11 protein-coding genes are annotated in these 15158 nt (G+C 59.2%); 5 read left to right on the top strand and 6 right to left on the bottom strand.

Going from position 1 to position 15158, the window contains the following annotated elements:
- Position 1: 1 nt before the first annotated feature.
- From IPM39_20695 to IPM39_20675, 5 genes are all read left to right on the top strand, one after another.
- Positions 2-766, top strand: coding sequence for an SCO1664 family protein (locus IPM39_20695; protein MBK8988454.1), 765 nt, complete (start codon positions 2-4; stop codon positions 764-766).
- Between the two features lie 77 nt (positions 767-843).
- The gene (locus IPM39_20690; protein ID MBK8988453.1) at positions 844-1377 is read left to right on the top strand and encodes a response regulator; all 534 of its coding nucleotides are present in this window, start codon (positions 844-846) and stop codon (positions 1375-1377) included.
- Complete coding sequence (locus IPM39_20685) at positions 1286-2041, top strand: AAA family ATPase (GenBank protein MBK8988452.1); 756 nt, start codon at positions 1286-1288, stop codon at positions 2039-2041. The genes IPM39_20690 and IPM39_20685 overlap by 92 nt, the downstream gene beginning before the upstream one ends.
- 85 nt (positions 2042-2126) lie before the next feature.
- Entirely contained in the window at positions 2127-2852 is a 726-nt protein-coding gene (locus tag IPM39_20680) for an NAD-dependent deacylase (GenBank protein MBK8988451.1), read from the top strand.
- A gap of 239 nt (positions 2853-3091) precedes the next feature.
- Positions 3092-4327 (top strand): GAF domain-containing sensor histidine kinase, encoded by a 1236-nt coding sequence (locus IPM39_20675; protein ID MBK8988450.1) that lies wholly within the window; start codon positions 3092-3094, stop codon positions 4325-4327.
- Between the two features lie 35 nt (positions 4328-4362).
- On the opposite strand, the gene IPM39_20670 is transcribed toward IPM39_20675, so the two are convergent.
- The 6 genes from IPM39_20670 to IPM39_20645 all read right to left on the bottom strand — a co-directional run bounded on the left by IPM39_20670 (position 4363) and on the right by IPM39_20645 (position 15092).
- Entirely contained in the window at positions 4363-4962 is a 600-nt protein-coding gene (locus tag IPM39_20670; GenBank protein MBK8988449.1) for a DUF1349 domain-containing protein, read from the bottom strand.
- A 65-nt stretch (positions 4963-5027) separates the two neighbouring features.
- Complete coding sequence (locus IPM39_20665) at positions 5028-5933, bottom strand: hypothetical protein (protein ID MBK8988448.1); 906 nt, start codon at positions 5931-5933, stop codon at positions 5028-5030.
- 57 nt (positions 5934-5990) lie between these two features.
- Positions 5991-9341: a protein kinase gene (locus tag IPM39_20660; GenBank protein MBK8988447.1), complete on the bottom strand. Its 3351-nt coding sequence runs from the start codon at positions 9339-9341 to the stop codon at positions 5991-5993.
- Positions 9342-9589: 248 nt separating this feature from the next.
- Entirely contained in the window at positions 9590-10525 is a 936-nt protein-coding gene (locus IPM39_20655; GenBank protein MBK8988446.1) for a phage tail protein I, read from the bottom strand.
- Between the two features lie 31 nt (positions 10526-10556).
- Entirely contained in the window at positions 10557-13856 is a 3300-nt protein-coding gene (locus IPM39_20650; protein ID MBK8988445.1) for a hypothetical protein, read from the bottom strand.
- Entirely contained in the window at positions 13857-15092 is a 1236-nt protein-coding gene (locus tag IPM39_20645) for a hypothetical protein (protein MBK8988444.1), read from the bottom strand.
- Between the last annotated feature and the right edge of the window lie 66 nt (positions 15093-15158).

Genomic DNA, 15158 nt, shown 5'->3' with positions numbered 1-15158 from the left:
CATGGAAGAGATGGTCCCGGCCGAGGTTTTGCGCCTGCTCGCCGCCGGCGCATTAGAAATTGAAGGGCTTTTGCCCTGGAGTTCTAACTATACCTTTTTAGTGCAGGTCTGTGGTGAAGACGGCGCCGGGCAAACCCGGCAGTTTGAGGCGGTGTATAAACCGCGCCGTGGGGAACGGCCGTTATGGGATTTTGCGACAGGCACGCTTTGTCTGCGCGAACGGGCCGCCTTTTTAACCAGTGCTGCCCTGGGCTGGGACCTGGTCCCGCCGACGGTAGTCCGCGATGGGCCACATGGCCTGGGGTCTGTGCAGGCGTTTATCCACCACAACCCGGAAAACCATTATCTGACGTTTGAAGGCGACCTCACCCATCGAACACAGTTGCAGCAAATTGTGCTCTTTGACATCCTCATCAACAACGCCGACCGCAAAAGCGGCCACGTTTTATTGCAAGAAACGGAACCCGCAGACGGCCGTAACCGACTGTGGACCATTGATCATGGTATTTGCTTCCATAGCGATCCCAAACTGCGCACCGTTATCTGGGAATTTGCCGGTGAACCTATTCCCGACGACCTGCGGCAGGCGTTGATGGTTTTGCAGGAACGTCTGGCAGTGAATGACGGCGGGCTGCGGACCGAATTGGGCAGCCTGCTTAGCCCGGCCGAAATTGCAGCACTGCAAAAACGTTTGCAGCACCTGATCGCCGAAGGTAAATTTAGTTACCCCGGCCCTGGACGCCATTATCCCTGGCCGCCGGTTTAAGGTTCGCCTGAGACAAGACAGGTTTTGTGGGCGACGCTTAACAGACGGCCGTAATCTGCAGCAAACACGAACGACCCATGACTTTTAAACTGCTCATCGTGGATGACCACCCGGAAACGCGAAGTATTATTGAACGTGTCCTGACACAGCAGGGGTATCAGGTTGTCACGGCGTCGAACGGCGTGGAAGCGCTAAAACTGGCCGAACAGGAAAAGCCCGATCTGGTGACGTTGGATTTTATGATGCCGGTGATGGACGGCCGGGAAACGTGCCAACGCCTGCGCCAACGGCCAGAAATGGCCAAAGTGCCCATCATGATGTTTACGGCCGTAGACGACCCCCAGCAAAAAACTCTCCGTCTTCGATGCCGGGGCCGACGATTACCTGAACAAACCCACCGAACCGGCCGAATTGGTAGACCGGGTACGAACCTTGCTGGAAACGGCCTATGGCCCCTTACCCGAAACTGGCCCCCAGGACAAAACCCAACTCCATACTTCGCCAGACGCCCCGAGCCTGTTGGCTGGGTCGGCGGGCCAGGCGGCCAGCCATCAGATCGTTGCTGTCCTCGGCGCGCGCGGTGGCGCCGGGGCCACCACGGTGGCTATTAATCTGGCGGCCGTTTACGCCGGCGCCGGCCACCTCACCACACTCGTAGACCTGGACATGGTGCAGGGCCACGTTGGGCTTTACCTCAACCAGAAGAATGCCAGCGGCCTGAACATGCTGGCGACGCTGCCGGAGGTTGAAATTGCCGAACAGTTACCATCGTTTCTGGTGACCTACAGCCCCAATTTGCGCCTGTTATTGAGCCAGGTGAATCAAAATCGCCGCTTCCCACAACTGACCCCACCCCAAACAAGCGCCTTACTCGCCACCCTCAGGCGCATCAGTCCGCTCGTGGTGGCTGACCTGGGCCAGGAATTGAATGAAAGAAGCCGGCCGGTGTTGGAACAGGCAGACCAAATTATCGTCTGCCTGCGCCCGGAGCGTGTCGCCCTCTCGTCTGCCCGCCAGATTCTCAACACGCTCAAAGAGATGTATCCCTACCTGGAAATTAGCGCCGTGATGTTGGACTTTGGCCAGGAAGCGGCGCAGCTGCCACGCACGGCCGTTGAAGGCTTTCTGGGCCACCCCCTCCTGGCTATCCTTTCCATCCCAGTCGCAGAAATGACCCGCGCTGTCAACAAAGCCCAACCACTGGTATACCTGAGCGCCCAAACGCAAGCGGGTCTTAATTTGCACCAACTAGCCCACCAGATCGTCAACGCCTGAGCCAACCGTAACGACATTGTGTCTGCCAACAACCAGCAAGAGGGAGAGGCCCGTGGACCACTTTGAAGCACAAATCAACCAGGCAATGCACATCTTAAACAAAGCAAGACACGTCGTGGCCCTGACCGGCGCCGGCATCAGCACCCGCTCTGGCATTCCCGATTTTCGCAGCCCGGAATCTGGCTTATGGGACCAATATGATCCCATGGAAGTGGCGACGATAACCGCCTTTAAACAAAACCCACAGGCTTTTTATAGTTGGATACGGCCGTTATTCCAAAAAATCATGGTCGCCCAACCCAACCCGGCCCACCTGGCCCTGGCCCACATGGAAGCATCAGGCCCGTTACAAGCTGTTATCACCCAAAATATAGATGTGCTGCACACCAAAGCCGGGTCCAAAACCATCTACGAAGTACACGGCCATTTGCGTGAGGCCACCTGTATGCACTGCCTGCAAACCTATCTGGCCGAAGTCGTGCTGACCGACTACCTGGCCGATGGCGAGATTCCTCGCTGCCCCGGCTGTGGTGGTATCTTAAAACCGAACGTCATTCTGTTCGGCGAAATTTTGCCGGTTACCATTATGAACCGCGCCAAACGCCACGCGCGCGACTGCGACGTGATGATCGTCGCCGGATCGTCGCTGGAAGTTGCGCCCGCCGGCGATCTGCCGATGCTGGCGAAATACGCCGGCGCCAAATTGATCATCGTGAACCTGGGCGAAACCCACCTGGACGACATGGCCGACGTGCTTATTCACGCCGACGTGGTGGATGTTTTGCCCCGGCTGGCGACCAGTTTTGCCTGATTGGTGGAAACGCCAGCTTCTATATCTGGCAAGCTGACATCTGACAAGGTGACAAGAATGGCAGATGATGATCATTGCCAGTATAACTGGCCCGCCGCCAATAGGATGCTGGCGCTACAGTTTCAACGGAGTACCATGGCCATCATCGAAACAGACCAGCAATGTCAGATGATAACCTTTGCGAGTATAGCTGGCCCGCCGCCAGCAGGATGCTGGCTCTACAGTTTCAACGGAGTACCATGACCATCATCGAAACAGAACAGCAACGGCCGTCATCCCCCGCCATTCGCGCCGACAGCTTGCAGCGCCTGCTGGAGATCAGCACCCGCCTGAGTTCTACCCTGCAATTGGACACCCTGCTCGACCTGGTTATGGACGTGGCGACGGAACTGACTCACACCGAAGCCGCCTCCATCTTGCTGGTAGACCAGAAAACCGGCCAACTGCATTTCGCCGCCTCCACCGGCAGCCAGATGCCCAAAGACATCATCGTGCCATTAGACACCAGCATTGCCGGTTGGGTGGTGCGCACCGGCCGTTCCCTGGTCCTGGCCGATGTGCAGGCCGACGACCGCTTTTACGCCAGCGTGGATGAAGACCTGGCTTTTCATACACGCTCCATGCTGGCCGTGCCCCTGGTGACGGCCAAAGGTATCATCGGCTGCCTGGAAGTCATTAACAAGATTGATAACAGCACCTACAGCCCACAAGACATGGCGATTCTGGAAGCGCTGGCCTCGCAGTCGGCCGTCGCCATCCTCAACGCCCATCTGTTTTACCAATCGGATCTGCTGGCCGAGATTATGCACGAGCTAAAAACACCGCTGATGGCGATCACCACCGCCAGCGAGCTGATGGCCCGGTCCGATTTTCCGGCGGCCAAACAGGCGGAAGTGGTGCGCATGATCCAGCGCGAATCGGAGCGGCTCTCGCGCATGACGCAGGAATTTGTGGATTTCGCCCGCCTGGAATCGGGGCGAATGCAATTGGCGCGCCGGCCGGTAGACATCGCCGAGGTGGTCCACGATGTGCTGCGCCTGTCGCAAGCCCAGGCTGATGCGCGGCAGATCAGGTTAACGGCCGTATGCCTCCCCGCCCTGCCTTCCCCCGCCGACTCGCCTTGCCTGGTCGGCGACCAGGACCGGCTGAAGCAGGCGCTGCTCAATCTGGTGAGCAACGGCATCAAGTACAACCGGGAACACGGCCGTCTCACCATCACCGCCGACAGTATCACCGACAGAGTTGTGCTCACAGTCAGCGACACCGGCCCAGGCATTGCCCCAGAGGACCTGCCCCACCTGTTCGAGCGTTTCTACCGCATCCCCGGCAGCGAAGACCACGCCGAAGGCAGCGGCCTGGGGCTGGCTATTGCCGAAAAAATCGTGCGGGAACATAACGGCCGTCTCGCCGTCTACAGCGAAGTAGGAACTGGAACCACTTTCACCATTGAACTGCCCCTGACGAGTTTACCGTAAGCCGTAGGCCGTCATACGGAATACGGAACACGCCTCTAAACCCGCCAGACGTTTGGGCTGATTTCTACCCAGGAAAACTGGCAGCGAAAATCCTGGCCGGTGGGGCTGCAAGCGTAGGGGCCTACTTCTAACTGCGGCGGCCCCAGGTGTAAATGGGTGATGCGCATTTGCGCCCAAGTCAGGCCGTCCACCGACTGTTCCAGCAAAAAGTCGTTGCCATTGCGGCTGAGCCGATACCACCTTTCGGTCAGATCAGAGCCAATGTCCTGCGTGGCCCAATCAGAGTACCCCAGGTTTGTTACCACCGAGCCAAGACGGCTAACGGCCGTGTCTTCATACTCAATCCCCATCTTAATCCAGTTCTCCGCGTTCAGGCGCACCATTAAACCACATTGGTCATACCGATTGCGCGGCGCAAAAGTAACATGCGTCTGTATGGTAAAATCGCCGCTGATGCGCGTCAATAGACAATGCCCATCATCACGCCGAGACCCATAATGCGTCGTCTGCCAGAAATCCGTCTGCGGCTTGGTCACAATCTCCAGGCCATCGCCAAAACGATACGTATCCGGGGGATTGAACCAGTAAAATCCGTTTGGTATGGTCGGGCTGTCAAACTTTTCCAATCGTTCCATATTGCCTCTTTTGTAGAAAATGAATAAAGCCACAAAAGTCTCAGAGACTTTTGTAGCGGCGGCCGCTATTGGGTAATCGTCAAAGCAGCCGCTAATTGTTGTATCCCATTCAAAAAAAGAAGCAACTCATACTCACCCGGCGGCAGGCCAGTTTCAAAATCATAAATAGACACATCGTTGACCACGCCTTGCGGTCCATAGTGCAGATAATCCCAGGTCTCTTCACGTATCAGCCAGGGTTCGCCGTCTCTGCGCCATTCCCGCCGTACCACGTCTGTCACGCCCATGTTCTGGTAATCCCACACGGCAAAAATGCGCTGTGTCCCGGCCGGGAACACACTTTGCGGCGGACCGATGGGCGTCGCCGCAAAACGCAAATTGGCAAAAACCGGGCTGCCGGCGGCCGGCCGGGGCAAGATGGTAAATTGGCCGACCGCCTGCCAGACGCCGTTGACCAACAGGTCCAATTCGTACAAACCAGGGTCTAATCCGCCCAAACCACGATCAAAAATTGAGATATTGGTCACACCACCGGACGACCCGGCGGCCCAGATTTCTTCGCGGTTTAGCCAGGTTGCCCCATCTTTACGCCAGACGCGCTGGACCACGTCGCCAGCAGCCATGCCATTGAACTCCCACAAGGCGAATACCTCGGCTGTGCCCACCGGAAACTCGGTTTGCGCCGGGCCAGATGGAGCGGCAGCGAATCGCACATTGGTGAAGCGAGATGGGACGGGCACGGCCGTTGCCGTTTGCGCCGCCGCTGGTGTGTAAGTTGCGGTGGGGATCGGGCTGGGGATGAGGGGGACGGCCGTTGCCAGCGACGTGGCTAAGGGGACAATCGCAGTGGTCGGCGGCGGCGCGGCTGTGCCGGTGGGAAATGGCGATGGGATCACGGCCGTCGTCAGGTTGCAGCCTAATAAAAGAAACAGAGTAACGGCCGTTACCCACCACCGCCAAAATCGGTTCATAAGTCGCTTGTAAAAAAAGCCCCGAAGGATTTTCCTAAATCCTTCGGGGCGGGCAGTTTACGGCGTGGGCGTGGGAATGATAATCGGTATGATGGGCAAAATGGGCAGGTTCGGTTGCAGCGTCACCATGATCAACGGCGGAATTTCGAAGATAGAAATACCACTGTTAAAACAAGGCGTTGGTTCTGGCACGCTGCTGCGCCGGCCGCACCAGGCGTTGGAAGTATCCCAATTGCCATTAAACTGGTCGCCGCTGCCCTGCAAGAAAAAGGCCAGCGTGCCATTGCTGACGCCGCGGGACCAATTGCCGTTAATGCGAATACCGTTTACCGTGCCGGTCACGGTCCCATCGCCGTTGGCGTAGACGCCTTCAATTTCCACGCCATCTTGCGTGATGGTCAGCGTATCGTAGGTGGTGGCCCATTCGCCATACCAGCGGGCGATACCGCAGGGCGTGGGGAACGTCTGCGCATCGGCGTCGCGCACACCGCACCAATCGGCCGTTTTGTCCCAATTGCCCTGCCACATACTGCCGACCGGATCAATCCAGAAGTCAAACGTGCCATTACTGCCGCTGAGCGACCACGTGCCCGTCAGCCGGTTCTCTTCGACAATGCCCACCAGCGTACCGGTTTTATCCAACGCCTGGAAAGAGCCGGTGACGGTGTCGCTGCCATCGGCCTGTTTCAGGGTGACGCTGCTGCAATTCAGGTAAGAACAGGTGGTATCCCATGCGCCGTCCCAGATGCCCACGGCCGTTGGCGGCGTGGCGCTGGGCGTGGGGGTAAACGTCGGCGTCACCGGGGCCGGTTCCGGCGTATTGGTGGCGGTAGCTGTCGGCGGCAGCAGCGGGTTGCTGCCCGCCGCCACTTCGACGCCATCGGGGATGCCATCGCCGTCTGTGTCTGGGTTGGTCGGCGACGTGCCGTAAATGTTCACCTCGTCGCCATCCGACAAGGTGTCGCCATCGGTGTCTTTATTCTTCGGATTTGTGCCGAACTGGTTGACTTCGGCCCCGTCGCTCAGGCCATCGCCGTCGGTATCTGGGTTGTTGGGGTCTGTGCCCAACTGCAATTCTTGTTGATTGCTCAGCCCATCGCCGTCGTCGTCGCCCAGGGCAACGGCCGTTGCCGCCAATGAAGTGGCTGCCGCCGCCGCCGCGTCTTCCGCCGTCCGCGTGCCCAACTCCGCCGCCGACAACTGCGCCTCAAAGGTCTGTGTGGCCACGATTTGGGCATTGGCGATGGCCTGGGCTGTCGCTTCGGCCGCCTGGTTTTGCTGGTTGAGGTAGGCATACGCCCCGGCAGCCACCACGCACAGCAGCACCAACAGCGCCATCAACAAACCAGGAACCCAGGCAGGGATAACCGGTTTCACGTCCAACTGGCCGGCAATGCTTTGCTGATCGCTGGTAGCCGCGCTCACCTGTACTTCAAAGGGCAGGGTTTGTTTTGGCCCCATAAACGGCCGATTCTTAGCCGCGATCTGCCAATCTACCGTCGTCGCCTGCCCGGCAGCCACGGGCAGGCGTTGGTGCGTTGTCTCGAATTTAATCGCCTCGCCCGGATCCCGCGCAACCAGGCTAAACGTCGTGTCAAAATTGCCCTCGTTGCGAATGAGCAGGCGGCAAATGCCAGGGTTGTTGATCCGTTTGGGCCGCATATCCAGGCTAAAGCGGCTGAAGGGCTTCACGGTAACGCTGCCAGAAACGGCCGCCGATTCTTTTTGATCTGACCGCGAAGTGACAATCAGCCTGTAGCGATGCTGGCCGGAACGGGCGCTGCTGTCTTGCGGCGGATGCACAGAAATGGGCAGAGAGCCGCGCGCGCCGGGCATCAATTGCAGCGAATCGGCCGGCAGCGTGACCCAATTGGCCGGTAATCCTTCGATATTCAGGCTGAAATGATCGACCGTCATGCCCTGGTTGAACAGTTCCACCTGCATATCGGCGCGCTGTCCTGGGGTTACGTCCACGTGCGTCGGGTTGACCACCACGCTCAGTTGGCCGCTGCTGCTGAGAATTTGTGATGCGCCGGGTGGGGTGGAGGCGGGACGGGTGGCCTGGTAGGTTAACCCGCCGACGGGCATTCCCAGCGGCGGCACGGCCGTTGGCTGCCCCGCCTGCCACTGCAAATGATACGGCCCGACCCGCAGCGTTTCCCCCACTTGCCACGCTTCGGGTATGTCTGGCAGCAGCTTACTGCCTTCCAGGAAGGTGCCATTGGTGCTGCCCAGGTCGGTTACTTGCCAGCCGGTGGCCGTTTTGTCCAGCCGGACATGGCGGCGCGAGACGCCTTTAGCGGGCAAGACTACGTCATTTTCATCGGTACGGCCGATGATCAGCGATTTTTTCTCCAGGTTTTGCGGCCGGTTGGTTTCGTCCTCGTGGGCGATAATCAGCCGGTCTACACGGCCAGGGGCATCGGCGTCGTAATCCCATTGGCTCGGCTCGGCCACGCCACCCGGCGCTTCCAGTTGAGTCATCAGGCTGACAACGTTGGTGGCGGCGACGGTTTTGAAGACGGTTACGTCTTCGCTGGTCAGGCCGGCGGCGGCGGCGCGCAGGGCGCTGGCGAATGCTTCGGCCGTCTGGTAGCGGTCGGCCGGCTCTTTGGCTAACGCTTTGGTGATGACGGTTTCCAGGGTGGCCGGCAGGCCAGGCTGCAATTGGCGCGGCGGCGGTGGGATTTCGTTGAGATGCTTGAGGACGGCCTCGGTGGGGGTTTTGATGTCGAAGGGCAGTTGGCCGGTCGCCAGTTGGTAGAGGACGACGCCGAGGGAATAGATGTCGGAACGGCCGTCTACCGTCTTGGCCAACGCCTGTTCTGGCGACATATAGGGCAGTGTGCCCATAAATGTGCCGGATTGGGTTTCGATGCCCCCTTCCAGCAGCTTGGCCAGCCCAAAATCTGTCACCACGGAGCGTACCGGCGGTTCGTTGTCTCGTTCGGGTTGGTCTAACGGCCGTATCAGGATATTGTCCGGCTTGATGTCGCGGTGAACCACCCCCTGGCGATGGGCGTAGCCCAGCGCGTCGGCCACCTGGGCGATGATGTGCGCCGTTTCCGTCAGCAGCATCACCTGATTGCGCTGCGCCAACTGCTTGATGTATGCGCCCAGGCTGAGGCCGTTGACGTATTCCATCACAATGTACAGGTAGCCCTGCTTGTTGTCGAAGCGGTGGATGACGACGATGGAGGGGTGGGTCAGGCGGGCGACAGCCTGGGCTTCTTGCATAAAGCGGCGCTGGAATTGGGGCTGGCTGGCAAACTGGGCATGCATTACCTTCAGGGCGACGCGCCGCGCCAGACCCGCATCGTAAGCGCGGTAAACCGCGCCCATGCCGCCTGCCCCCAGTCGCGCCTCAATGCGGTAAACGTCAATTTGTTGTCCGATTATGTTGTCCATGAATTTCACGTATTTGGGTGTATTGGTTGGTTAGTTGGTTAGTTGGTTTGTAAACCAACGCTCTTTCGCCTTAATCTGCACTCGCAAAGTCATAATCCGACATTTTTGTCACCTTGTCAAATGCCGCTTTGTCAGATCAGCAGTTCTCAATTTGCCCTGGTGTTATCGTAGGGGCGGGACGGCGCGACAGGTAAGGCATTTGCAGAATGAGAATTGCTGTCGTCAGATGTCACCTTGTCAAGTATAGATTACTGCTTAAAACGTAGTTTATAAGTGGTGTGCGCCGGTTTGTTACCATCTATGATATGCTCAATCAGGGTTCGATTCAACTCTTTTTCCCGAACGGGTATATCAATACTAAACGTAAAGGGGTCCAGCTTTTCGGCTTTGTCTACGATTTCAGGTTGGTGACCGGTGTAAATTTCCAGCAGGCGGCTCATGGCCCATTTGGTTCCCCGACGGCCGTACAATTCCGCTGCCTCGCCTAAAAACTGCCGCCGCTGCCGCTCGGTCCAGGTATCATCAAACACCACCTCGAACCAGTTGCACAACCAGGGCAAAAAGCCCACCGGTGACGTGTGTGGGTCCAGGTAAAGGTCGAAGTTGTCTATATTCCACTCAATCGGAATGAGAATAGATTCAAACAACGCCAAAAACCGGCTCATCAAGTCGGTATGGTAGATGCCGGGCAGGTAGCCCAGCAGGCGGGTGGAATGGCTGGAAAGACCAGGGGGGAGTGGGGGAGATGGGGAGTGGGGGAGACGGGGAGCAGGCGGGCGGGGGGACGGGGGAGCAGGGGGGATAGAGAGGGCTGGTTGGTTTTCTCTCTCTAGCTCTAGCTCTAGCTCTGGCTTTGGCTCTGGCTCCGACTGCACGGCCGTTACCGCCAGCACCATCTTAAACGGCCCTATCTCGATCACGTCGTTGTGGTTGAGGAAAATGGGCGTGTTGGGCAGCAGCGGCGTGTCATTCAGCCGCGTGCCGTTGCTGCTGCCCAGGTCGGTCAGTTCGCAGGTGGTGGGCGTGGCAACCACCTGCGCGTGCCGCCGCGAAACCAGTGGGTGCTCTAATAAAATATCTATGCCGGGCTGGCGGCCAAAGATAGCTGCGCCAATCGCCAGCGTGACCGTCTCCGCCCTGTCTGGTCCGGTGATGTTGAGTTGAAAGATGTAGGTTTCTGCCATAGGTATGTCTGTGGGCAACGGCCGTTACAGGTTACGGCCGTTTCGCCATCTCCTCCTTTAATATCTCATCCCACCCGGCGTCAATCTCCGCCCATTTGTCACTGGTTTCCGCTTCTTGAATGATGCGCTCCCACTCTGCCTCAATTTCTTTCCACTGTTTCGCGCTGTTCTTCTGCTGCCATACCTGCTGCCACTTTGCTTCAGCCATTCGCCGCTCTGCCTGCTCCTGGGCGTCCAGCGCTTCAATCTCTTTTTGCGTCTGCGCCTTGCGTTTGTCTTCCACCTTGCCACTCGCAAAATCGGAAGCGGCGCTGTGCGCTCCTTTCAACGTACCAATGACTACAATCTCCAACACCTTCGCGTGGACCGCTTCCCAATCGCCGCTCTGGGCCGCTTTGTACCCTTCTTTACCCAAATCGCCGCTGACATTGGCGGCAATGTTGGCTGCCACGTTGATTTTTAGCTTGCCGATATCGTCGGTCACTTCTTCAATCTTGATACGGTGGGTCATCGCCCCTTTGCCACCGGCCACCAGCACCGCCAGCGCCGCCTCGAAGACCTGCGAATCGTCAGGCAGTTTCTCTTTGTAGGCTGCTTCAATACCCGTCTTACTCACCATTTCAATGCCCGATTTCGCCGCATCGTCCACAAAGGAACCGGCGCGTCCCATCTTTTTGAGCGTTTCGGCATCCAAAATGTTTACTTTAGAAATAGCCATGCCCATGCCCGCTTCGCCAACGGCCTGCATCAACTTACCGGCGTTTTCAGCGCTGGTCAGCTCAAAATCTTTGCCCAACAGGGCTTCTTTGGCCAGCATTTCGGCCACCGCCCCACCCAAAGCGACCACCAATGGACCAGAAGCGGCCCCGGCGGTGGCGGCGGCTAAAACGGCTTGAACGGCCAGGGAAACGGCCGTTGCCATCCCCTCGGCAATCCCGTTTTTCACCGCCCGCACCTGTTCCAGATTGGCCTTAAACTCATCGTAGGTAAACTGGCCCAACTCCTGCGGCGTCGTCTTGCCGGTCATCGCCAGCATCGCCGCCAACTCTTCGTCTTTGGCCCCCGCCTGCGCCTGAATAAATCGCAGCCGCTCCAGGGCGCGCAGCGTCACCATCCGGTCATCCTCACCGGTCATGGCGTCCCAATTGTCTATCACCACGTTCAACAGTGGGTCCATCAGCCCTGATTCCGAAGCAGCCAACCGCCCCTCGCCGCGCGCCACCAATTCGCCTAAATCCGTGGTCGGGTCCAGCAAATCGCGGAATTCGTAACAGGTGTAAGAGCTGTCATAACGCCGGTCAATGTAGGCCAAAAACTTCTGCGTGTCGTTGTCGCCGGGTTGATTGGCCGCCTGCCGCGCCACAAACTGGGCGATGATGTCGCGGCGCAGGCTCTCGCTGACGTTCTTATCGTTCAGGAAGTCGTAGGCGCGTTTGAGGTCGCCATCACCATCGCCAATGCGCAGTTCCAGTTCCAGGCGCAGCGCGCCGCGCATCGCCTGCTCGCGCGGTGGATAGGGCAGCAGCATGTATTCGGCGCGCTCCCAATCCAGCGGCGACAATGCGCCAATCTGGCGCGAAATATCCACTTCGTCGAAGGGTGGGCGGGTATAAGCGCCCAACGGCCGTTCCCGGCGCATCTCCCGGTGAACATCGGCCAGCTCGCCCGTCGCCCAGAATTTCGTCGCCAGCTTTAGCAGTTTGGCGTTGTCGTTTTCGCGCAGCGCCAGATAAATCTCATCGGCCGGCCGTAAATCGCCGGCCAGCCGCAGGTGCGCCCGCTCATATTCCACCGAGCCTTCGCTCATCTCGTCTTTGATAACCAGCCGCAGCCGGGTTTGCACGGCCGCCCACTGCTCTTTGTATACCGCTTCCTGCGGCGTCCCGGCGGCGCGTTCGATGCGCCCCTGCCAGATTGTTTGCATCTGGCCGATGGCCCGATTCAGATTGGCGTCGTCGGTTCCCGCGCCGGTGTACAAGAAGCCACCCTTGTCGGTGGTCGCCGTCACAATATCCCAGGCGGTTTGCAATTGAATTTCTTCCGTTCGATAGAGGCGTTCTAGCGCTTGCTGCGCCTGCTGGTTCAACTGCTCTGTCGCCTGGCCCATCCCCACCAAATCGCCCGACATGGCCGCGTTCAGCAAATTTTTGCTGGCAATCTGCGGGCTGTTTTCGGCCGTTTCCTCCAGCACCGGCTTACCCAGGGCCACCTTGAAAGCATCGCGCAGCACAATGTTTACCAGCGCCGCGCCGGGGTCGGCGTCGCTGGCAGCGATTTCGGCCAGGCTTTGCTGCCCCCAGGCCAGCGCCTTGTCGGTAAACAGGCTCTCCTGGTACGCTTTGGTCCCATCGAGAATGGCCTTCACGGTGTGCCACGGCCGTCCCGATAATTCCCCGTCCATCGCCTCATAGAGCGAAAGGCCCATGTTGTCCCATCGGGCGCTGGACCAGCCATCATGGTTGCGCACGTAAGCGTTCCAATCTTTTTCCAGCGCCACCACCTGCTCCGGTCCTTGCTCCCAGGCGCTCATAAACAATTCCACCACCGCGTCGGTCTCCGTGCCCGCCTGACCGGTGCTCATCATATACAATTCGTCGGCTTTGTTCAGCTTTTCGCGGTGCATCAGCGCCAGCGCCTGGTATAAGTCTTTGTCGGTCGCCAGGTCGCCCTGCAAGTCGGCCAACAAAGACCCCTCGCCGATTTGCCGGAAAACCTGGTTGTAGATGGTCTCCATTTTCTTGCGCCCGGCCAGCGGCAGGCTTTGCAAAATGCGGATCAGGTGGGCGTCGCGGGTCCCTTCTGGGATGAGCGCCAGGGCCACGTCCACATGGTAATCGTAAAAATGTTCGGCTTCGAGCAAGGCAAACGCCTTCACCAGCATGTCCCCGGTCAGGTGGGATTTGAGGAAACTTTGCAAGCTCTGGCCGTGATGGTAGGCAAATTCGCTCTGAATTTTGGCGCGCATCCCCAAATTGTGGTCCATTAATTTCATCACCGTCAGCGATGGGCCAACAGCTTTGCCGGAATAGAGGGCCTCGTGAATGGCGTCCCCGATGCCGCGCGCTTTTTCTTCCATGGCGTCGTAGGCTTCGATGGCCTGGTCGCTCATGGCCGGGGGCAGGTAGCGCTGGACGAAGCCGTTGCCATGTGTTTGTTGCAGCTGCAAGATGGCCGATTGGCGCAACGGCCGTGTCGTGGCATGTTCCGGCAGTTGTTCGGCCAGCTCCGGGGCAATGACCGAAGACTGTTCCCCGTGCCTGCCCACGTTGATTGGCTGCTGGGGTTCCGGCTGCTTTCGGGCTGTTTTACTGCGCTTTCTACGACTCATCATCTATGTCCCACCGCCGCCACCGCCCAGCCAACCCGGCGGCTGTGTCGGCACACGCGGGCCAGGGCTAAATTCCACCAAAACATCCACCCGCCGGTCCTGCTGATCATCGCTGTTTAGGTCGCGCCCTTCGGCCAGCGCTGGGGCGGAACCTTCGCCGCGCGCCAGCGAATCCCAGGTCGGGTCGTCCACCGTCACCGCTTGCGGCGCGCAGGTCTGGATGCGGAAATCGCACGCGCCATCTCCTTCGGCGCGGAAGGCGTTTTGGATTTGCGCCAGCGTCGTGTCGGCGCGCTGCCGCGAGAGGGCCTGGTTCAAATCGGCTGGCATCTCGCCGCGGCGCGGGTGCTGCCAGCGCGGGCTGGCAAACCCGGTGATCGTCCAGCGCATATCATAATCAGGATGGTCGCTGCGCAGCAGGTTGGCCCGGTCCACCACAATGCCGATTTCATCGTTGGCGGCGCTGTCCAGTTTGGCCTGGCCGGTAGCAAAGAAAATCTGCGCAAAGTGCAGCTGCTGGAAGATGCGCGGCGCCAGGCCGCTGGTGGTAAAGCTGTTGACATATGCCTCGGCGGCGTCGTAGCGCGGCTGCAAGCTGGCGCGAATGGTCGGGTCGGTTATCCGGCTCCAATGGTCGTCGCGCAGGCGGTTAAATAGTTCCGTCACCTGCTCGGTGGTCAGACCGCTGGCCCATGCCTGCTCGATGCCATTCAGATAGGCATCCGCTTCGGTGGCCGCGTTGCGGTCGGCCATGGCCATCGGCACGCGGAACTGCTGCACGTGCCGCCATTCGTGAATGACGGTGGCGTACAACCAGGGCACGTCGGACAAAGCGGCCGGACCGATGGTCACTTCAAAAGGCAGCATTTTGGCGTCTGGGTGGGTGGCCGGGTCTTTGTCCCAGAAGGACCGGGTGTGCCCTTCATCGGTCATTGCCGCGCCGTAGCGCATGATGCCGCCGTCCAGTTCGCTGGTGTTGATGCGCCCCTGGGCGGCCAGGGCGTTGACCACCAGATTGATAGCGCCCTGCGGGTTGCTGTTATCTATGGCGTCTTCAACCTGCATGACGATGGCGTCGTCCAGGCCGGGCACGCGGCGGCGCGGCTCGCGGGGGCAGTCGGGCGGGCAGTCGCGCTGGATTTGGGGCACGCCCTGCGCCAGACGGCGCTGGACGTAGGCGTTGCCCTGCTGCCGCTGCCATTGCAATACGGCCGTCTGCCGCCACGACAAATCGGGCAAAGAGGGGAGACGGCCGTTTTCGGCCGTAATCCAGACTGCCCGCTGGTCGCTTTCTTTTCCTGCTGC

The sequence above is a fragment of the Candidatus Leptovillus gracilis genome, from assembly GCA_016716065.1.
In the GTDB taxonomy this organism is placed as follows: domain Bacteria; phylum Chloroflexota; class Anaerolineae; order Promineifilales; family Promineifilaceae; genus Leptovillus; species Leptovillus gracilis.
Note: the sequence above shows the minus strand (reverse complement) of the source record. Positions and strands in the feature narration are given on the sequence as shown.